This window comes from Amycolatopsis bartoniae (assembly GCF_014191255.1).
In the GTDB taxonomy this organism is placed as follows: Bacteria; Actinomycetota; Actinomycetes; order Mycobacteriales; family Pseudonocardiaceae; genus Amycolatopsis_E; species Amycolatopsis_E bartoniae.
Map to the genome: position 1 here is coordinate 125,064 of NZ_JACHWH010000002.1, position 19,436 is coordinate 144,499.

The 19,436-nt window shown below is 72.1% G+C and carries 18 protein-coding genes; 8 read left to right on the top strand and 10 right to left on the bottom strand.

The features are described from left to right. The first annotated feature begins 37 nt into the window (after window positions 1–37). A complete protein-coding gene (locus tag FHX82_RS12460; protein WP_145936952.1) occupies window positions 38–1,063 on the top strand; it encodes a lipase family alpha/beta hydrolase in 1,026 nt (341 codons plus the stop codon). Further along, on the top strand, window positions 1,060–1,620 hold the full coding sequence (locus FHX82_RS12465; RefSeq protein WP_145936953.1) for a TetR/AcrR family transcriptional regulator: 561 nt from the start codon (window positions 1,060–1,062) through the stop codon (window positions 1,618–1,620). The genes FHX82_RS12460 and FHX82_RS12465 overlap by 4 nt, the downstream gene beginning before the upstream one ends. On the opposite strand, the gene FHX82_RS12470 is transcribed toward FHX82_RS12465, so the two are convergent. Next, window positions 1,617–4,103, bottom strand: coding sequence for an FtsK/SpoIIIE family DNA translocase (locus tag FHX82_RS12470; RefSeq protein WP_145936954.1), 2,487 nt, complete (start codon window positions 4,101–4,103; stop codon window positions 1,617–1,619). The genes FHX82_RS12465 and FHX82_RS12470 overlap by 4 nt on opposite strands. A 109-nt stretch (window positions 4,104–4,212) precedes the next feature. On the opposite strand from FHX82_RS12470, the gene FHX82_RS12475 reads away from it, so the two are divergent. The 3 genes from FHX82_RS12475 to FHX82_RS12485 are packed head-to-tail and all read left to right on the top strand — an operon-like array spanning window position 4,213 to window position 6,713. Continuing rightward, complete coding sequence (locus FHX82_RS12475; protein ID WP_145936955.1) at window positions 4,213–5,019, top strand: lysophospholipid acyltransferase family protein; 807 nt, start codon at window positions 4,213–4,215, stop codon at window positions 5,017–5,019. A 50-nt stretch (window positions 5,020–5,069) separates the two neighbouring features. Then, window positions 5,070–5,681, top strand: a complete 612-nt coding sequence (gene wrbA / locus FHX82_RS12480) for an NAD(P)H:quinone oxidoreductase (protein ID WP_145936956.1) — start codon at window positions 5,070–5,072, stop codon at window positions 5,679–5,681. 42 nt (window positions 5,682–5,723) lie between these two features. Next, entirely contained in the window at window positions 5,724–6,713 is a 990-nt protein-coding gene (locus FHX82_RS12485; protein WP_145936957.1) for an EamA family transporter, read from the top strand. On the opposite strand, the gene FHX82_RS12490 is transcribed toward FHX82_RS12485, so the two are convergent. From FHX82_RS12490 to FHX82_RS12525, 8 genes are all read right to left on the bottom strand, one after another. Continuing rightward, window positions 6,665–8,326, bottom strand: coding sequence for a substrate-binding domain-containing protein (locus tag FHX82_RS12490; RefSeq protein WP_145936958.1), 1,662 nt, complete (start codon window positions 8,324–8,326; stop codon window positions 6,665–6,667). The two genes, FHX82_RS12485 and FHX82_RS12490, sit on opposite strands and share 49 nt — an antisense overlap. 113 nt (window positions 8,327–8,439) lie before the next feature. Next, the gene (locus FHX82_RS12495; protein ID WP_308431612.1) at window positions 8,440–10,074 is read right to left on the bottom strand and encodes a ribonuclease J; all 1,635 of its coding nucleotides are present in this window, start codon (window positions 10,072–10,074) and stop codon (window positions 8,440–8,442) included. A gap of 68 nt (window positions 10,075–10,142) precedes the next feature. After that, on the bottom strand, window positions 10,143–11,156 hold the full coding sequence (gene dapA, locus FHX82_RS12500) for a 4-hydroxy-tetrahydrodipicolinate synthase (protein ID WP_145936960.1): 1,014 nt from the start codon (window positions 11,154–11,156) through the stop codon (window positions 10,143–10,145). Window positions 11,157–11,286: 130 nt separating this feature from the next. Further along, the gene (locus FHX82_RS12505; RefSeq protein WP_145936961.1) at window positions 11,287–12,729 is read right to left on the bottom strand and encodes a serine/threonine-protein kinase; all 1,443 of its coding nucleotides are present in this window, start codon (window positions 12,727–12,729) and stop codon (window positions 11,287–11,289) included. Window positions 12,730–12,803: 74 nt separating this feature from the next. Then, complete coding sequence (locus FHX82_RS12510) at window positions 12,804–14,042, bottom strand: Nramp family divalent metal transporter (RefSeq protein ID WP_183176612.1); 1,239 nt, start codon at window positions 14,040–14,042, stop codon at window positions 12,804–12,806. A gap of 94 nt (window positions 14,043–14,136) precedes the next feature. Beyond that, complete coding sequence (locus FHX82_RS12515; protein ID WP_145936962.1) at window positions 14,137–14,535, bottom strand: ACT domain-containing protein; 399 nt, start codon at window positions 14,533–14,535, stop codon at window positions 14,137–14,139. After that, window positions 14,532–15,284, bottom strand: coding sequence for an FAD-dependent thymidylate synthase (thyX, locus tag FHX82_RS12520; RefSeq protein WP_145936963.1), 753 nt, complete (start codon window positions 15,282–15,284; stop codon window positions 14,532–14,534). Before thyX ends, FHX82_RS12515 begins: the two co-directional genes overlap by 4 nt. 35 nt (window positions 15,285–15,319) lie before the next feature. After that, the gene (locus FHX82_RS12525; protein WP_229881289.1) at window positions 15,320–15,727 is read right to left on the bottom strand and encodes a PPOX class F420-dependent oxidoreductase; all 408 of its coding nucleotides are present in this window, start codon (window positions 15,725–15,727) and stop codon (window positions 15,320–15,322) included. A gap of 77 nt (window positions 15,728–15,804) precedes the next feature. Between FHX82_RS12525 and FHX82_RS12530 the strand changes: the two genes are divergently transcribed. Together FHX82_RS12530 and FHX82_RS12535 are read left to right on the top strand one after the other, a co-directional pair. Further along, a complete protein-coding gene (locus FHX82_RS12530; RefSeq protein WP_145936964.1) occupies window positions 15,805–16,329 on the top strand; it encodes a toxin-antitoxin system HicB family antitoxin in 525 nt (174 codons plus the stop codon). 2 nt (window positions 16,330–16,331) lie between these two features. Further along, window positions 16,332–17,234 (top strand): DUF4097 family beta strand repeat-containing protein, encoded by a 903-nt coding sequence (locus FHX82_RS12535; protein ID WP_145936965.1) that lies wholly within the window; start codon window positions 16,332–16,334, stop codon window positions 17,232–17,234. 191 nt (window positions 17,235–17,425) lie between these two features. Here FHX82_RS12535 and FHX82_RS12540 read toward each other — a convergent pair whose 3' ends face one another. Next, the gene (locus FHX82_RS12540) at window positions 17,426–18,628 is read right to left on the bottom strand and encodes a winged helix-turn-helix domain-containing protein (RefSeq protein WP_145936966.1); all 1,203 of its coding nucleotides are present in this window, start codon (window positions 18,626–18,628) and stop codon (window positions 17,426–17,428) included. Window positions 18,629–18,684: 56 nt separating this feature from the next. Here FHX82_RS12540 and FHX82_RS12545 point away from each other — a divergent pair, with 56 nt between their 5' ends. Next, window positions 18,685–19,242: a GNAT family N-acetyltransferase gene (locus FHX82_RS12545; RefSeq protein ID WP_145936967.1), complete on the top strand. Its 558-nt coding sequence runs from the start codon at window positions 18,685–18,687 to the stop codon at window positions 19,240–19,242. Window positions 19,243–19,436: the final 194 nt, after the last annotated feature.

Sequence of the window (19,436 nt, forward strand, 5' to 3'; positions counted from 1 at the left end):
TCGCGACGAAGCGATGCCGGGCGGAAAGGATTTTCGGATGCGTCCCCCATTGCGGTACTGCCTGCTCACCGTCGCGGTCGCGGCCCTGCTCGCTCTCGTCGGCGGGAGCGGCGTCGCCGGGGCCGACGGCTACGCGCCGGTGGACCGGCCCGGACCGGCGTTGACGGTGCCCGATCTCGCGAAGAGCCTCCGGTGCACCGCCGACGTCCGCAACGCCACCCGCGAACCGGTCCTGCTCACGCCGGCCACGACGGTCGACAGCGACCAGAACTTCGGCTTCGACTACGAGCCGCTGTTCCGCGGGCTCGGTATCCCGTACTGCGTCTCGGACTCGCCGGTGGATCCCTACAACATGGGTGACATGCAGCTGCGGGCCCAGTACGTCACCTACGGCATCCGGGAGATGTACCGGCTCGCCGGACGCAGGATCGCCGTCATGGGACACAGCCAGGGCGGGATGATCATGCGCTGGTCGCTGCGGTTCTGGCCCGACACCCGCGGCATGGTCGACGACGTGATCGGGATGGCCGGCACCAACCACGGCTCGGTCGTCGTGCCCGCACTGTGCGTCCCCGACTGCGCGCCGGCACTGTGGCAGCAGCGCGCGAACTCGGCGTTCATGACGGCGCTCAACTCCGGGCAGGAGACCTTCCCCGGCATCAGCTACACCGAGATCTACTCACGCACCGACGAGTTCGTGCAGCCCAACCTCGACGACCACGGCACCTCGTCACTGCACGGAGGCGGCGGGAAGGTCACGAACGTCGCGGTGCAGGACGTCTGCCCGCTGGCCGTTCCCGAGCACCTGCTCATCGGCACCATGGACCCGGTCACGTCCGCCCTCGCCGTCGACGCGCTGACCCACTCCGGCCCGGCGGACCCGTCCCGGATCGAGCGAGCGGTCTGCGGCCGGCTGCTGATGCCCGGCGTCGACCCGGTGACCGGCCCGCTCACGTTCGCGACGCTGACGGCCCAGGTCGCGGCGCAGCTGACCGTCGCGGCGAGGCGGGTGCCGTCCGAGCCCGCACTCGCCTGCTACGTCACCGCCGACTGCCCACGATGACAGCGGCGGGCCGTCCCGATCGGGAAAGCGCGCTGCGCCTGGCGCAGAAGACCTTCAACGCGCGGCGGCGGGTGGAGGTCAACGACCTCGCCGCCGCGTTGGGTGTCAACCGGGTGACTATCTACCGCTGGCTCGGCGACCGCGACGCCATCCTCGCCGAAGTGGTCTGGCGGCTCGGCGAACGGACCCTGCTCGACGCCTACGCCGCGGCGGAGGGGGCCGGCGGCACGCGCATCGCGAACGCCATGTCGGCGTTCGTCCGGCAGACGCTGGCGCACGCCGGCATGCGCCACTTCCTCACGAACGAGACCGAGACCGCGTTGCGCGTCCTCACCCGCGGCGGCCACACGTTCCAGCCCCGCCTCGTCGCGCTGGTCGAGACGCTCCTGACCAGGGAACGCGACGCGGGTGCGCTACCCGCCGGGGACATCGACCCGCACGACCTCGCCTACCTGTGCGTCCGGGTCGGCGAATCGTTCGTCTACACCGACGCGATCACCGGTGAGCCGCCGGACCCCGACCGCGCGGAACGGGCACTGCACTACCTGCTCCGCTAGTCCTCCTCCGCCGCGGACGGGTCGCCGCCGCCGCGGATCATGAACAGCACGCTGTCCAGCTCGTCCGGCTTGATGAGCACGTCGCGGGCCTTGGAGCCCTCCGACGGGCCCACCACGCCGCGGCTCTCCAGCAGGTCCATCAGCCGCCCGGCCTTGGCGAACCCGACGCGCAGCTTGCGCTGCAGCATCGACGTCGAGCCGAACTGCGAGGTCACCACCAGCTCGGCCGCCTGGAGCAGCACGTCGAGGTCGTCGCCGATCTCCGGGTCGATCTCCTTGGCCTCGCCCGGCTTCGCGGCCGTGACGCCGTCCTGGTACTCCGGCTGCGCCTGCTCCTTGGTGAAGTTCACGATCGCCGCGATCTCGTCATCGCCCACGAACGCGCCCTGCACGCGGACCGGTTTGCCCGCGCCCATCGGCAGGTACAGCGCGTCGCCCATGCCGATCAGCTTCTCCGCGCCCGGCTGGTCCAGGATGACGCGCGAGTCGGTGAGCGACGACGTGGCGAACGCCAGCCGCGACGGCACGTTCGTCTTGATCAGGCCGGTCACGACGTCCACCGACGGCCGTTGTGTCGCCAGCACCAGGTGGATACCCGCGGCGCGCGCCTTCTGGGTGATCCGGACGATCGCGTCCTCGACGTCGCGGGGCGCGGTCATCATCAGGTCGGCCAGCTCGTCGACGATCGCCATGATGTACGGGTAGGGCCGGTACTCGCGCTCACTCCCCGGCGGGGCGGTGATCTCACCCGAGCGCACCTTCTTGTTGAAGTCGTCGATGTGGCGCACCCGGTTGGCCTGCATGTCCTGGTAGCGCTGCTCCATCTCCTCCACCAGCCAGGCGAGCGCGGCGGCGGCCTTCTTCGGCTGGGTGATGATGGGCGTGATCAGGTGCGGGATGCCCTCGTACGGTGTCAGCTCGACCATCTTCGGGTCGATCAGGATCATCCGGCACTCGTCGGGCGTGGCGCGCGCGAGCAGCGACACCAGCATCGAGTTGACGAAGCTCGACTTACCGGAACCGGTGGAACCCGCGACCAGCAGGTGCGGCATCTTCGTCAGGTTCGCGGTGACGAAGTGGCCCTCGATGTCCTTGCCCAGCCCGATGACCATCGGGTGGTTGTCCTTGGCCGCGGTCGGCGAGCGCAGCACGTCGCCGAGGCGCACCATCTCGCGGTCGGAGTTGGGCACCTCGATGCCGACCGCGGACTTGCCGGGGATCGGCGCCAGCAGCCGCACATTGTCCGTGGCCACGGCGTACGCGATGTTCTTGGTCAGCGCGGTGATCTTCTCGACCTTCACGCCGGGCCCCAGCTCGACCTCGTACCGGGTGACCGTGGGGCCGCGGGTGAAGCCGGTGACCTGCGCGTCGACGTTGAACTGCTCCAGCACGCCGGTGATCGCCTCGATCATGGCGTCGTTGGCCTTGCTGCGGGTCTTCGGCACGTCGCCGAGGTGCAGCAGGTCCGCGGACGGGAGCCGGTAGTCGCCTTCGACGGTGCGCGTGACGGTGAGCGCGGGCTCGGGCGCCTTTTTGGGCTTCTTCTCCGGCACCTCGGCGGGCTTGACCTTCGGCGGCCGGGCCGGTGTCGGCGGTTCGGCCAGCGCGGCCTCGATGTCCAGCTGCTCCCCGGCTTGGTCACTGCTCGCCTGGCGCCGCCGCGACGGCTTGCGCAGCCGGACCGCCTTCGGGTCGGCCTCGGTGACCGCGGCCTTCTGCTCCTCCTCGAAGGCGCGCTGCTCGTCCGCCATCCGCTCGCGCTCCTCGGGGTCGAGACCCCATTCGCGCAGCGTCTGCGGGATGTCGCGGACCCGGGTGCCGGTGAACACCAGCACGCCGTAGCCGAGGGCGAGGATCAGCACCGGCGTGGCGACCCACGGCGTGATCCCGCGCGCGAGCAGGCCACCGGACAGGGCACCGAGCTGGCCGCCCGCGTACATCCGGTCGTCATTCGAGGCGGGGCGGCTGCTGAACAGGTGCAGCAGCCCGAGCAGGGCGAACGTGACCAGCACGGTGCCGATCACCATGCGCGGCCGGGTCTCCGGGCGCGGCTCGGACCGCATGAGCGCGATCGCGGTGACGACCAGCACGAGCGGCAGTGTCACCGACGCGGCGCCGAACACCGTGCGTGCCGCGAGCTCCAGGTAGCCGCCGACCGGGCCGCCCGCCCGCCACCACACGGCGGCGGCGAGGATCAGGCCGAGCGCGATCAGCCCGAGCGCCAGCCCGTCACGGCGGTGCTCCGGCTCCAGCTCGCGGCCGCGCCCGACCGTGCGCGCCATGCTGCCGACCCCGCGGGCCACCAGCGTCCAGCCACCGCGGACGGTCTTCGCGAACGCGCCACCGGACGAGCGACGGCGGGCCGCGGGCTTGCGCGCCGACGACCGCGCAGCAGGCTTGCTCCCGGAACGCGACCTGCGTGCCGGGCTCTTGCTGCCGCTGCGTTTCGTCGTCGTGCTTCTCCTCGTCGTCGCCCCAGCCATGGCTTCTACGGTAACCGCCGAGACGCAGCAGTCCCATCCGCCACTCGCGGCGCAGGCCGAACTTTCGTCCCAGGCGCAGCACCCGCTGGGCCAGGCGAGTGAATCTGAGATGCTCTTGCGCATGGTCGCGCTGGAAAACCGGAGGCCGCCCGCGATCTGGCGGACGATGTCGACGCTGGACACCGGGCTGGTCCACCTCGTGGGCAGGCTCAAGGTCACCGGCGGCGTCCCGCGCGAGCTGCGGGGCAAGCCGCTGCTGATGGCGGCCAACCACATCGGCGTGTTCGACGCGTTCGTGCTGATCGCCGCGTGCAAGCACCTGGGCATCGCGCCGCGGTTCCTGCTGGCCGGCGGGCTGCTGGACGCCCCGGTGCTGGGGCCGGCGCTGCGGGCGAGCGGGCACCTGCGGATCGACCGGGGCAAGGCGTCGGCGGTCGAGCAGTTCGGGCAGGCGGTCGAGGCGATGCGGACGACGTCCAGCCCGATCATCGTCTACCCGGAGGGCCGCATCAGCCACGATCCGGGCCTGTGGCCGGAGCGCGGCAAGACGGGCGCGGCACGCCTCGCGCTGGCCGCCGGGGTGCCGGTGATCCCGATCAGCCAGTGGGGCGCGCACGAGGCGGTGTACTGGGGGACGGAGAAGGTGAACGGGCCGGCGGACCTGCTGCCGCTCGCCCGCTCGGGGTTCACCGCGCCCCTGCGCCGCCCGACGTTCCGGGTGCACTTCGGCGCGCCGGTGGACCTGTCGGACGTGGACGCGCAGCGACCGGGCGCGGGGGTGCGCGCCCACGCGAAGATCATGCGCGCGATCACGGCGGGGCTGGTCCCGCTGCGCGCGTCGGAACCCGACCGCCCGAAGTTCCACGACCCGACCCGCCCGACGGACACGGTCAGCCCCTGGCGGCCGGGGGCCTGACCCGTCCGGATCCTGGGACCCGCATCGGGGTGATCGTTAGGGTGAGGAGCGTGAGCACACGCATCCTCGTGGTCTTCTACAGCGCGACCGGCAACACCGCCAAGCTCGCCGCCTCGCTCGCCGGGGGTGCGCGGGAAACGGGCGCCGAGGTCCGGGTCCGGACGGTGGCGGAAACGGCGCCGCCGGAGGCGATCGCGACCAACCCGCGCTGGCAGGCGTACGTCGGCTCGGGGCCGCACGCGGAGCCGGCCACGCTGGCCGACCTGGAATGGGCGGACGGGATCGCGGTCGGCAGCCCAACCCGGTTCGGTGGTCCCGCGGCACAGCTCAAGTCCTTTTTGGACACCACAGGTGGGTTGTGGGCTCAGGGAAAGCTGGCGAACAAGGTGGCGACGTCGTTCACCACCGCGTCCACCCGGCACGGTGGCCTGGAGTCGACGGTGCTGGCGATCAACAACATCTTCTACCACTGGGGCGCGATCGTGGTGCCGCTCGGCTACGCGGAGGCGCACCTGATGGAGTCGGGCAACCCCTACGGCGGCTCGTTCGTGTCACGCAAGTCCGCCGAGCCGGACGAGGAGGCGCTCGAAGCGCTCCGCATCCAGGGCACCCGCCTGGCGACGATCGCGGGTTACGTGGCCGACGGACTGAAGGCCCGCTAAACCCTTCGTCATCGCCGGTAGGGAGCACATAACCTCGCGTGGGTGGCTATCGAACTCCCCGCCGTCCGGCCCGCTCCACCGCCCCACCGCGGGCGGGGCACGGCGCTGATCCTGATCTCCTCCGTCTGCTTCGGCAGTTCGGGCACGATCGCCAAACCCGCGATGCTCGCCGGCCTGTCCCCCGAGCACGTCGCGACCGCGCGGATCGGGCTCGCGGCGCTCGTCCTGTTCCTGGGCGTCGCGCTCGTGCGGCCGCGCCTGCTGCGCGTGCGCCGCACCGAGTGGCCACTGCTGCTGGGCTATGGGCTGCTCGGGGTGGCCGGGGTGCAGCTGTGCTACTTCGTCTCGGTGAACCGGCTTCCGGTCGGCATCGCGATCCTGATCGAGTTCACCTCGCCGGTGCTGATCGCCCTGTGGACGCGGTTCGTGCGCCGGGTCCGGCTGCCGCGCGCCATGTGGGCAGGGATCACACTGGCGATGCTGGGACTGGCGCTGGTCGCCGAGGTGTGGCAGGGACTCGGCCTCGACGGGATCGGTTTCCTCGCCGGGCTCGGCGGCGCGGTCTGCTCGGCCTCGTACTTCCTGCTCGGCGAGCACGGCGCCACCACCCGCGAGCCGCTGGGACTGGTCGTCTGGGGCATGGTGATCGGCGCGGTGGCGGTCTGCGTGGTTTCGCCACCGTGGACACTGCCCCCGGCGCTGCTCGGCGCGCCCACCGCGTTCGGGCCGTGGCACCCGCCGGTGTGGGTGCTGCTGGTGGCGGTCGCGCTGTTTTCGACGGCGCTCGCCTACGCGGTCGGCACCACGGCGCTGCGGCACCTGCCCGCCGCCGTCGCGTCCGTGATCGGCCTGCTGGAACCGGTGGTCGCGACGGCCAGCGCGTGGGCGCTGCTCGGGGAGAAGCTCAGCTGGCTCCAGCTGCTCGGCGCGCTCGTGCTGCTGAGCGGCGCCGCCATCGTGCAGCGCGTCCACAGTAGACAGACTCAGGCACAACCCGCCGTGGGACAGGAAAGGCCGGCCAGCGCGCCGTAGAACACGTCCGCGATCTTCGCCGGGTCCGGCGCCACGAACGTCCGCCCACCCGTCACGCCGGCGATCGCGTCCAGCTCGGGCAGGTCGATGTCGGGCCCCAGCCCGATGCCGATCACCGGCAGCGGGCGCTTCGGGTCCTGCAGGCGCCGCAGCTGGTCGAGCAGGTCGTCCCGGCTGATGCCGTGCGGGTCCTCGTTGCGCCCGTCGGTCATGAGGATCACCAGGTTCAGCCGCCCGGGCTGCCAGTCGGCGCGTGCCTGCTGGTACGCGGCCAGCACCGTGTCGTACAGCCCGGTCTGCCCGTCCGGCGTCGCCTGGAGGTTGCGAAGTAGTTGTGCCGCACCGTTCGCGAGCTGCGTGCCGACTGGCAGCATGGGCAGGACCTCGCGGTAGTCGCGGTCGCCGTCGAGGTTGGTCGCGAACACCCACGTGCTCGTCTCCGACGTGGGCTTGAACAGGTCGAGCGCCCGCGCCGCCGCGTCCGCCGTGAGCTGCATGCGCGTGCGGCTGCCGGAACCGGGCACCACCGCGTTCATCGAGCCGGAGATGTCGATCAGCACCCGGGCCCGCGAGCTCGTGTTGACCTTCGCCCACTGGTTGAGCACCTGGTCGAGCACGTCGTCCGCGGGCAGCGGCGCGAGCGGTTGCGTCCGCGCGGACACGTGTGTGTCGGCGAAGTGCCCGAACAGCATCCGCCCGTCGGGGGTGCGCACGCCGACGTCCGCCAGCGCCGCCTGCCCGGTGGGATCGAGCAAGGCGCGCAACAACTTCGCGGCGGCGGCCTGCTGGGCGTCTCCCGCGTTGCCCAGGACCGTGAACGGGTAGTCCAGCGACGGCACCGGCTGTGGCGGGTACGCCGCCACCAGCTGGGCGGGCGTCGCGGCGACACCGTTGCGCGCGTTGTACCGCAGCACCGACGTTTCCGACGCGGGGAAGGCGCTGATCGGCTGCTTGGAACTGCCCGCGCCGGGCAGCCGCGCGTACAGGTCGTCCAGGCCCGGCAAGGTGTTCGGCGCCAGCTTCCGCAACGCGGCGGCGGACTCGGACGGCGCGGGAAGCGCTTCCGCGATGCCCAGCAGTGCCGAGACCCCGACCGGGTCGGCCGCCGGATCGGGCAGTCCCAAGGAGACGGACGACGTGAGCAGCTGCGGCCACGCCGGCTGGTTTCCGGGCCACCCCAACGACTTCGCCGCCTCCTCGGTCATCGCGAACACCACCGGTGAGTTCGCGATCGAGGACCCGGACGACGGCACGTCCGCCGCCCCGGCCGCCTTCGCGCGGCGCAGCCGCAGCGTCGAGTCGGGGATCCAGATGTCCGGCCGCCGCGTGCCGTCCGCGACGGCGAGCGACGACGCGACCGCGGCCGGGTCCCGTTCCTCCACCTCGAACCGGAAGCACTGCCCGTCCGCGACGTCCCGGCCGATCCGGTCGACCGCCGCGGCCACCTCGGGCGCGACGGCCACCCGGACGACGTCCTCCCGCACACAGCCCGGGTCCTCGGTGACCCGGTCGAGCACGACCCAGCCCGCGGTGCCCAGCACGAGCACCGCCGCGGTGGCGGCGAGCACCGTCGGCGCGCGCCGCCGCCCGGTGGCCGGCACGTGTCGCCCCACCGGAATCGCCTCCCGCACCCCGTAGCCGCAACGTTGCCGTGACGGCTAAAGGCTAGAGCGATTTTCGATCAGCGCAGGGGCCAGCGGGCGGAGTGCGGACTACTCCGTTCGGCTCACACGGGGATGACGGTGGGCACGATCATCGGCCGGCGGCGGTAGGTGTCGGCGACCCAGCGGCCCACCGTGCGCCGCACCGCCTGCGCGATGCGGTGACTGTCGGTGATGCCCTCGGCCTCGGTGCGTGACAGCTCCATCTCCACCAGTGGCACGACCGCGTCGAGCGCCTTCGGATCGTCGGAGAACCCGCGCCCCGACACCGTCGGGGTGCTCACCGCGCGGCCGGTCGCCGAGTCCACGGCGACGGTGATCGCGATGAACCCGCCCTCGCCCAGCACCAGCCGGTCCGACAGCGTCGACTCGCCCACGTCGCCGACCGACAGCCCGTCCACGTACACGTGCCCGACCTCGACCCGGCCGGTCGTGCGCGCCTGCCCGTCGACGAGGTCCACGACCACGCCGTCCTCGGCGAGCACCACGTTCTCCGGCGCCACCCCGGTGCGCACGGCCAGCGCCGCGTTCGCCCGCAGGTGCCGCCACTCGCCGTGCACCGGCATGACGTTGCTAGGGCGGATCGCGTTGTACAGGAACAGCAACTCGCCCGCCGACGCGTGCCCGGACACGTGCACCTTCGCGTTGCCCTGGTGCACCACGTGCGCGCCGAGGCGCACCAGGCCGTTGACGACGCCGAACACGGCGGTCTCGTTGCCCGGGATCAGCGAGCTGGCCAGCACGACGGTGTCGCCGGCGCGGATCGAGATCTGCCGGTGCTCGCCGCGCGCCATGCGCGAGAGGGCCGACAGCGGCTCGCCCTGCGAACCCGTGGACACGAACAGCACCTGCGTCTCCGGCAGGTTCACCGCCTGGTCCAGGTCGATCAGCAGGCCGTCCGGGATGTTCAGCAGCCCCAGGTCCGCGGCGATGCCCATGTTGCGCACCATCGAGCGGCCCACGAACGCGACCCGCTTGCGGTGCCGCACCGCCGCGTCGAGCACCTGCTGCACGCGGTGCACGTGGCTGGCGAAGCACGCCACGATCACGCGCTGGGTGACCTTGCCGATCACGTCGTCGAGCACCGGGCCGATGTCACGCTCCGGCGTGACGAACCCGGGCACCTCGGCGTTGGTCGAGTCGATGCACAGCAGGTCGACGCCCTCGTCGCCGAGCCGCGAGAAGCCCGCCAGGTCGGTCAGCCGCCCGTCGAGCGGCAGCTGGTCCAGCTTGATGTCACCGGTGTGCAGCACCACGCCCGCCGGCGTGCGGATCGCGACCGCGAGCGCGTCCGGGATGGAGTGGTTGACGGCGAAGAACTCGAGCTCGAACGGGCCGACCGTGCGCCGCTCGGACTCGGTCACCTCGATCAGCTTCGGCCGCTGCCGGTGCTCGCGGCACTTCGCGTCGAGCAGGGCGAGCGTGAAGCGGGAGCCGTACACCGGCAGGTCCGGGCGCAGGCGCAGCAGGAACGGCACCGCGCCGATGTGGTCCTCGTGCCCGTGGGTGAGCACGAGCGCGTCGATCTCGTCGAGCCGGTCCTCGATCGCCCGGAAGTCGGGCAGGATCAGGTCCACACCGGGCTGCGCGTCCTCGGGGAACAGCACCCCGCAGTCGACGATGAGCAGCCGCCCGGCGTGCTCGAAGACGGTCATGTTGCGGCCGACCTCGCCGATGCCGCCGAGCGCGACGACGCGCAGAGCACCGTCGGGCAGGGCGGGCGGCGGGTTCACCGGGCCGGGCCCGGCGGGTTTCGGAGAACTTGCAGTCACCTAGGAATGATCCCAACGCTGGTATGGGTGGTCGGCGCGACGTAGGCCGCGGCCGAGTCCGCTTGCGCGACCCTCGCACTGTGCCAGTCCGTGCCCACGCTGTCGTCGAGGGGGACCCCGGCCTGCGTGAGGTCCGCCGCGATCGCCTGCACCTGGTCGGACGTAGCGGTGACGAGCGGCAGCCGCGGGTCGCCCACGTCGTGCCCCCTCAGCCGCAGTGCCGTCTTCGCGAACACCACGCCACCTACCCGCGACATGGCGCGGTAAACGGGCAGCATCCCGCGGTGGTTCGTGCGGGCGGTGGAGGTGTCGCCGCTTTCGTAGGCGTCGAGCATCGCGCGGATGCGGCCCGCGACGACGTGCCCGATCACGCTCACCACGCCGGTGGCGCCGACCGACAGCCACGGCAGGTTCAGCGCGTCGTCGCCAGAGTAGTAGGCGAGGTGGGTGTTGGCGATGACCTCGCTGCCCGCGAGCAGGTCGCCCTTCGCGTCCTTGACGGCGAGGATGCGCGGGTGCTCGGCCAGCCGGCGCAGGGTGTCGACCTCGATCGGCACGATGGAGCGCGGCGGGATGTCGTAGAGCATCACCGGCAGCTCGGTGGCGTCCGCGACCGTGGTGAAGTGCGAGTACAGGCCCGCCTGCGACGGCCGCGAGTAGTACGGCGTGACCAGCAGGACACCGTGGGCGCCGGCCTTCTCGGCCTGCTGCACCAGCTCGATGCTGTGCGCGGTGTCGTACGTGCCGGCACCGGCGACGACGGTGGCCCTGTCCCCGACCGCCTCGACGACCGCGCGGATGATGTCGGCCTTCTCGGCGTCGGAAGTGGTGGGGCTCTCCCCGGTGGTGCCGTTGACGACGAGCCCGTCGTTGCCCAGGTCCACTAGGTGCTCGGCGAGCTCACCGGTGCGCTTCAGGTCCACCGCGCCGTCGGCGTCGAGGGGGGTGACCATCGCGGTGAGCACGCGCCCGAACGGCCTGCCGGGGGCGGCGGTGGGTGGAGTGGACATGCTGTTGACGGTACCTCTTCCGCCCGACGATCTCCGCGACGACCTGCCGATTCGGCACGATCGGCAGGGCAGGGCCCGTGGTGGCCGGAGAATCACCGGCGGCCGCGGGCGGAGGCGGGAACTTCTGCTGCTACTTCAGCGGGGTGGACACCGCGCCGGGGAACGCCTGCGGCCTGCTCGCGAGGCAGTAGACCTTGCGCACGGGCTCGCTGGAGTAGCTGTTCTCCGTCTGCGTCTCCCATGCCTGCTTCGACGGGACCAGCGCCTGGTAGCTCAGCCCCGTCCGGTCCTTGACCGCGTCGGAGTAGAACGTCATGGCGCAGCGGGCCTCGGCCCACGTCCGCAGCCGGTCCGGATAGCCGGGCTTGACCGCGTCGGAGTCGGTCGAGTCGTAGGTGGTGGCGGTGTCGTACAGCTCGGCGAAGTGCAGTTCGTCGCAGTCGTTCCAGTCGTCCTGCCGCACCCCGCCGCTGCCGAGCTCGATCTTGAGGCAGGGGTAGCTGGACGAGGTGACGAAGGTGGGGATGTCGCCGCCCGTGCCGTAGGTCTGCGTCGGGCGCATCGCCTGGTCGGCGTCCGGCGTGGCCCACCGGTCCCCCAGCACGAACCCGCCCGCGAGCAGCACCACCGCCGCCACCGCGGCCGCGATCCACCACGGCCTGCTCCGGCGTGGCGCGGGCGCGACCTTCGTCGGCACGGGACCGGACCACGCGGCGGCGCCGTGCGGCAGTGTGGGCTGCGGGGTGGCGGCCATCGCGAGCAGCTGGTGCGCCTGCTCGGCGGAGATGCGGGCCTGCGGGTTCGCGATCAGCAGGCCCATGATCGCCGCGGCGAGCGGGCCCTGCACCCGGGTCAGGTACGGCACCTCGTGCAGGATCGCGTGCAGCGTCGCCGCGGTGGTGGGCCGTTCGAAGGCGAGCGTGCCCTCGGCGGCGAAGAACAGCGTGGCGCCCAGCGACCACAGGTCCGACGCCGGCACGGCCTCCTCCCCCGCGACCCGCTCCGGCGCCATGAACGCGGGCGAGCCGATGATCATGCCGCTCGTGGTCAGGCGCGGGTCGTCCACGGCCTGTGCGATGCCGAAGTCGGTGAGCTTCACGCGCCCGTTCGGGGCGACCATGATGTTGCCGGGCTTGACGTCCCGGTGCACGATCCCCGCCGCGTGCGCGGCCTGCAGCGCGGTGAGCACCTGGCGGCCGAGGTCGGCGACCTGCGCCGGCGGCAGCGGACCGCGGTGGCGCACCAGCTCGCTCAGCGTCGGCGCCTCGACCAGCTCCATCACGATGAAAGTGCTGCCGTGCTCGGCGACGACGTCGAACACCGTCACCACGGCCGGGTCGTTGAGGCGCCCGCCGGTGCGCACCTCGCGCAGCACCCGCTCGCCGAACACCGTGTCCTCGGCGCCGTCGGGCAGCCGCAGCTCCTTGACGGCCACGTGCCTGCCGATCACGCGGTCCTCCGCGCGCCACACCACGCCCATCCCGCCGCGCCCCAGCTCGGCCAGCAGCGCGTAGCGGCCCGCGACGAGCCGGGGAGCCGGCTGGGTGGCCTGAGTGGTGTGCTCGGAGGTCACGGGAAAGCGCCTTTCGTCGGGCGGACAGCGGGATGCTAGTCCGACCCCGTGGCGGCCCCGGTGGTTCCCGCTGTTCAGCCCGCGACGGTGAGGTACACCAGCACGACGTTGAGCACGCTGATCACGCCCGCGATCCCCCACGCCAGCACGGTGGTCGTCCGGGAGTTCACGTCGGCGCCCATCACCGCCCGGTCGCTGGTGATCCGCACCAGTGGCACCAGCGCGAACGGGATGCCGAACGACAGCACCACCTGCGACACGACGAGGGCGCGCGACGGGTCCACTCCGAACGCGAGCACCACGATCGCGGGCACGAGCGTGACCAACCGCCGCAGCAGCAGGGGAATCCGCTTGCGCAGCAGGCCCTGCATGATCATCGCGCCCGCGTAGGCACCGACCGAAGTGGACGCCAGCCCCGACGCGAGCAGGCCCACCGCGAACAACAGCGCCATGCCGCCGCCGAGCAGCTCCCCGATGGCCGAATGCGCGCCGGCGATCGAGTCGACGTCGCCGCGTCCACGCAGGACGGTGGCCGCGAGCAGCACCATGGACAGGTTCACCGCGCCGGCGAGCAGCATCGCGAACGTGACGTCGAACCGGGTCGCGCGCAGGACGCCGGCGAGCTTGCGGCCCCGCGTCCGGCCGTGCCGGTCGCGGGCGAGCCCGGAGTGCAGGTAGACGGCGTGCGGCATCACGGTGGCCCCGAGCATCGCGGCGGCGATCAGCACGCTTTCGGTGCCGTCGAAGCGCGGCACCAGGCCGCCCAGCACGCCCGTGCCCGACGGCGGTTCGACGATCACGCTGGTCACGAAGCCGATCGCGATGACCGCCAGCAGCCCGGTGATCACGCGCTCGAACGGCCGCTGCCCGCGCTTGTCCTGCACCAGCAGCAGGCCCATGGAGACCACGCCGGTGATCACGCCACCGACCAGCAGCGGCAGGTCGAACAGCAGGTTCAGCGCGATCGCGCCGCCCACCACCTCGGCCAGGTCGGTGGCGACCGCGACGAGCTCGGCCTGCGCCCAGAAGGCCAGCCGCCCGGCGCGCGGCATCCGCTCGCGGATGGCCTCGGGCAGCGAGAGCCCGGTGACGAGGCCGAGCTTGGCCGAGAGGTACTGCACGAGCCCGGCCATCAGGTTGGCGGCGAGCACGACCCAGACCAGCAGGTAGCCGAACTGCGCCCCGGCACTGACGTTGGACGCCACGTTGCCGGGGTCGACGTACGCGATCGCGGCGACGAACGCGGGCCCCAGCAGCACCGAGCCCGCCCGCACGCGCGCCAGCCTCGGCCGGACCGCCGCCGCCAGCGCCATACGCCATCCTCTCGCTCGCCCAACTCGAAGTTTAGGCACGCCGAACTCGGGAGTTCAAGGCGCGCGAGAATGGTGTTACCCGGATCGCACCGGTTTATTCAGGCAGGTACACCTCGTGCCCGCCACTCTGGAGGGCACGCACCGCGCGGGCGAGGTCGGTCTCCTTGACCAGCACGTGCTCGGTCTCGAACGTCGACAACGTCACCAGCGCCACGCCCGCCGAGGCCAGCTCGTTCGACAGCGCCGCGATGACGCCGGTCAGCATGAACGCCAGCGGGCCCCGCACGGTGAGCAGCCGCCACCCGGCGTCGGCCTTCGCGCCCTCCGGCACCTCGGCCACCGGGCAGACGAGCGAGACCTCGCCGTCGGTGCGGGTCACCGAGACGAGGGCCGTCCGGCCGGGGGCGAGCAGCGCGGCGGGCACGGTGACGTCCGCGTCCAGCCGCGCGACGGCGTACTCCCCGGGCCGGACGTCGATCGCGAGCCGCTTCACCCCTCCAGCACCTTCGGGCTGGACGCGACCTCGGTGCCGTCGGGCAGGGTGGAGATGGTGAAGTCGGCGAACACGTTCCCCGCCGCCTTCTGCAGCTGCCGCAGGCATTCCACGGCCAGCGCGCGGATCTCCACGTCGGCGTGCTCGGTGGCGCGCATGGCGATGAAGTGCCGCCAGGCGCGATAGTTGCCCGTCACCACGATGCGGGTCTCGGTGGCGTTCGGCAGCACCGAACGCGCGGCCTGCCGGGCCTGCTTGCGCCGCAGCGTCGCCGACGGCGCGTCCGCGAACTTCTCCTCCAGCCCGGCGAGCAGCTCGGTGTAGGCGTCCACACTGGCCTGCGCGGCCTTGAGGAACTTCTCGTGCAGCTCCGGGTCGTCCGCGATCACGTCCGGCTCGACGAACGCCGCGTCCCGCTCGGGCACGTAGCGCTGCGACAGCTGCGAGTACGAGAAGTGCCGGTGCCGGATCAGCTCGTGCGTGAGCGAGCGCGAGATGCCGGTGATGTAGAAGGTGACCGACCCGTGTTCGAGCACCGACAGGTGCCCGACCTCGATGATGTGGTCGATGTAGCCCGCGTTGGTGGCCGTCTTCGGGTTCGGCTTCTTCCACGACTGGTAGCAGGCCCGGCCCGCGAACTCGGCGAGCGCCTGACCCCCGTCCGCGTCGGTGGACCAAGGCACGTCCTCCGGCGGGAAGAACTCCGTCTTCGCGATCAACTGCACCTTCGGCGAAACGGTCTCGGCCACTCTCGCACTCCTTCCCCTCATTCCGACCCAGCAGCCTAGCCGCCGTCCTCCGGCGAGTGGGCGATGGACTCGACCGCAATCTTCAGCACCCGCCGCTGTTCCGGCCGCCCGGTGAAGTTCGGGTACGGGCGGCCGAGGTACTTCTGCGAGATCTCGTCGATGTTCTCCGCCGCGCCTTCGGTGGTCGACTCGACCACACGGCCACGCACGGCGTAGTAGCGGAAGAAGCTGTCGGGATCGACGACGTTCACCGCCACGCGCGGATCGCGGGCGACGTTCCTGGCCTTCACATGGCCGTCGACGACGTTGATCACGAGGTGCTCGCCGTCGGTGTGGACCCAGGTCTGGGTCAGCTGCGGCGAGCCGTCGGGCATCGCGGTGGCGAGGAAGCAGGGGCTGGGACGGCGGAGCAGGTCGAGCAGACCTTCCGGGAGCTTGATCACGTCTTCCGACGGTAACAGGGAACCGTGACTCCAGCATGACACTTGACTGACACCACGAATGGTGTCACTTTGGTGTCATGGATTTGTCGCCGTACATCACGAGCCTCCGGGAGGACCTGAGTGCGACGGCGTCCGCGGGGGACGAGAACACCCGCCGCGCCGCCGCCGTCCTGTCCGGGGCACTGGAACCGGCGGTCCGGCTCGCGCTCATGAACGCGCTCGCCGACCTGGCCGCCGAGGTCACCACCCAACTGCCCGACCACGTCGTGGACGTCCGGCTCGACGGCCGCGACGTGCGCGTGGTGGTCACCGGCACCGGCTCGCCGTCGCACGAGACCGGACCGGTGCCGCCGCCTCCGCCACCACCGCCGCCCGGTGAGGGCAGCGACAACATCACGCGGATGACGCTGCGGCTGGTGGAGCAGATCAAGGGCCAGGCCGAGCAGGCCGCGGCCGCTCAGGGGGTCTCGCTCAACACGTTCATCTCCCAGGCGGTGCAGGGCGCGCTGCACGGCGTGCCGCACCTGCGTGGTGAGGGGAAGAGCGAGCCGCGCCCGGGCAAGAACACCGACACGCACCTGCACGGCTGGGTGAGGGGATGACGATGAGCGAACCACAGGGGGACGACCTCGTCCGCACGGAGACGTTCGAGGTGGCGGGGCCGCTCGACCTCGACATCAGCGTGACGCTGGGGAGGATCGACATCGAGCTGACCGACACCGCGGAGGCGACGGTGGAGGTGCGGCACGCGCCGGACATCCGCGAGTCGTGGGCGCAGGGCGTGACGAACCTGCTGAACTGGGTGAACGAGCGGTTCGGTGAGCAGTTCGGCGGGGAGCTGCGCGGCAGTCCCGTCGAGGCGGTGCAGCAGACCCGCGTGGAGCTGACCGGCAGGCGGCTGGCGGTGCGGGCGCCGAAACCGTTGCCGTTGCGGAACATCCCGCTGGCGGTCACCGTCCGGGCCCCGGCGGGTTCCGGGCTGGAGATCCGGGCCGGGTCGGCGGACGTGAACGTGACGGGCGCGTGTGGTCGCGTGGACGTGCTCACGGGCTCGGGCGAGGTGAAGCTCGACCGGGCGGAGGGCGCCGCGCAGGTCCGCACCGGTTCCGGCGCGATCCGGCTGGGGCCGACGCTCGCGGGGCTGCAGCTGCGCACCGGCAGCGGTGACGTGGAGGCGTCGTCGCTCGCGGGTTCGGTGACGCTCGTGACGGGCACGGGAGACGTGTGGCTGGGCGCGGCGGCCGGGGAGATCATGGCCCGCAGCGGCAGCGGTGACCTGTCGGTCGCCGAGGCGGCGAGCGGTTCGCTGGAGCTGATCACGGGCAGCGGCGAGATCCGTGTCGGCGTGCGCCCGGGTGTCACGGCGGAGGTGGACCTGACGTCGGGCTCGGGCAAGGTGTCGAGCGAGCTGGACGTCGAGACGGAGGCCCCCGAGGGCGAGGTGCCGCTGAAGATCCGCGCCCGCACGGGAGTCGGCTCGGCGGTCCTCACGCGCGCGACCCAGTAGGCGAAGCTGCGTCTGCAGAGCAGGCGTTGCCAGGGGGAAGGCGAGGGGCGTTCTCAGCGACCGGCGGGCGCCCCTCGCCGCCCGGGTTCCGGCTTCGGGCGGCTTTCCGCTTCGGGCACGCGTTTTCGCCGAGGCCCCGAACCGAGACGAGCCTCGCACAGCCTCGACCCGCAGCCCGATACCGAAAACCCTCAGGCCCGCCGCAGCACGGGTGCCAGGTCACCTCGCTCCCCGACGGCCACGCCGTCCAGGCCGAGCCACTCCGCCATCACCCGCAGCTCCGCCGCCAGCTCGCCGGCCACCCTCACCACGTCGACGTCCGGCTCGGCGAACGCGCCCTGCACCCGCAGCAGCCCCGCCTCCCGGTCGGATTTCAGGTCCACCCGCGCCACCAGCTCGCCGTCGAGCAGGAACGGGAACACGTAGTACCCGTGGACGCGCTTCGGCTCCGGGACGTAGATCTCGATGCGGTACCGGAACCCGAACAGCCGCTCCGTGCGCGCCCGCTCCCAGATCAGCGGGTCGAACGGGCACAGCAACGCCCGCCCCGGCACCTTGCGCGGCGCCCGCGCCCCCGCGAAGCGGTACGCCTGCGCCCGCCACTCCCGCACCCGCACCGGCTCCAGCACCCCGGACTCCACCAGCTCCCGCACCGCCTGCGACGTGACGTCCGGGCCGAGCCGGTAGTAGTCCCGCAGGTCGGGCTCCGTCGCGACGCCCAGCGCCGCCGCCGAGCGGGCGACCAGCTCCCGCGCCGCCTCCTCCGGCGCGATCCGCCGCGCCAGGACCTCCGGCGGCACGACCCGTTCCGTCAGGTCGTACAGCCGCTCGAACGACCGGCGCGTGCCCGTGGTCAGCTGCCCCATCCCGAACAGCCACTCGCAGACCTTCTTCACGTCCGAGCGGTCCCACCACGGCCCCTGCCGCCGCTGGGACTCCCCCACCACCTCGCGCTCGATGCCGCCCGCCCCGATCGGGCCCTGCTCCTTGACCACCGCCAGGATGTCGTCGACCAGCGACGGCGACTGCTCGACCAGCCGCGCGTAGTTCCGCCACCACCCGCGCCGCTTCGCGCCCGACTGCAGCAGCGGCCAGTCCTCGACCGGGATCAGGCTCGCCTCGTGTGCCCACGTCTCCACCAGCATCCGGGGCCGGCGCGCGCTGTGCGACCACGCCGCCTCGTCGATCAACGCCTGGTCGTGCGCCCCCAGCCGCGAGAACAGCGGCGCGTAGTGCGCCCGCACCGCCACGTTCACCGAGTCCAGCTGGATCAGCTGCACATGCGAAAGCACCCGGCGCAGGTGCCGCCGCGTGGCGACCTCCGGCCGGGGATCGGCGAAACCCTGGGCGGCCAGCGCGACCCGCCTGGCCACCGCGTTGCTCATCGTGTCCATCGGAACTCATCGTGCCAGCACCCACCGACAAAAACGGAGGCCGCTATCTTCCAGCCATGACCACCGTCGAAGTCCGTGCCGCCGTGGCCGGGGACGCCCCGGAGATCGCCCGCATCCAGCGCACCACGTGGCGCACCGCCTACGCGGACCTGCTCGGCGAGCAGGCACTGGCCGAACTGGACGCGACCGCCGAACAGCAGTGGGCCGAGGCGATCGCGCACCCCGCGACCACGGTCTACGTCGCGACCGAAGGCGGCTTCACCGTGGGCTTCTGCGTCGCCGGGCCCGCGCCCCGCGAGGAGGTCGCGAGCGCGTCCGGCGAGCTGCCCGACGACGCCGACCGCACCGGGCTGATCGCCACCATCCTGGTGGAGCCGCGCTGGGGCCGCCGCGGGCACGGCGGCCGGCTCCTGCACGGCGCCGCCGAAGGGCTGCGCCGGCAGGACAAGGAGCGCGGGATCAGCTGGGTCGCCGAGTCGGACTCGGCGTCACTGGCCTTCTTCCGCCGCGCCGGCTGGCGTCCGGACGGCACCGTGCGCACCCTCGACACCGGCCAGCGCCGGCTGCGCGAGGTCCGCCTGACCGGACACCTCGAAATCGAGCTGGTCGAGTGAGGCCGGACGACGGCGGCCGAGGAACCACCGCACGGTCATCACCACCAGGAAGATCACCGCGATGATCTGGTAGCTCGACCCGGCGACCTTCTGCGGGAAGCTCCAGATCTGGTACTCCAGCGGCACCTGGTAGTGCGGGGCGATCCACAGGATCACCACGCCGACCCAGCCGGAGAACAGCAGCCAGAACTTGT

Coding starts and splice junctions, on each gene's coding strand:
- FHX82_RS12460 (WP_145936952.1), top strand. CDS start 38: ATGCGTCCCCCATTGCGGTACTGCCTGCTCACCGTCGCGGTCGCGGCC.
- FHX82_RS12465 (WP_145936953.1), top strand. CDS start 1,060: ATGACAGCGGCGGGCCGTCCCGATCGGGAAAGCGCGCTGCGCCTGGCG.
- FHX82_RS12470 (WP_145936954.1), bottom strand. CDS start 4,103: ATGGCTGGGGCGACGACGAGGAGAAGCACGACGACGAAACGCAGCGGC.
- FHX82_RS12475 (WP_145936955.1), top strand. CDS start 4,213: ATGCTCTTGCGCATGGTCGCGCTGGAAAACCGGAGGCCGCCCGCGATC.
- dapA (WP_145936960.1), bottom strand. CDS start 11,156: ATGTCCACTCCACCCACCGCCGCCCCCGGCAGGCCGTTCGGGCGCGTG.
- FHX82_RS12510 (WP_183176612.1), bottom strand. CDS start 14,042: ATGGCGCTGGCGGCGGCGGTCCGGCCGAGGCTGGCGCGCGTGCGGGCG.
- FHX82_RS12530 (WP_145936964.1), top strand. CDS start 15,805: ATGGATTTGTCGCCGTACATCACGAGCCTCCGGGAGGACCTGAGTGCG.
- FHX82_RS12535 (WP_145936965.1), top strand. CDS start 16,332: ATGAGCGAACCACAGGGGGACGACCTCGTCCGCACGGAGACGTTCGAG.
- FHX82_RS12540 (WP_145936966.1), bottom strand. CDS start 18,628: ATGGACACGATGAGCAACGCGGTGGCCAGGCGGGTCGCGCTGGCCGCC.
- FHX82_RS12545 (WP_145936967.1), top strand. CDS start 18,685: ATGACCACCGTCGAAGTCCGTGCCGCCGTGGCCGGGGACGCCCCGGAG.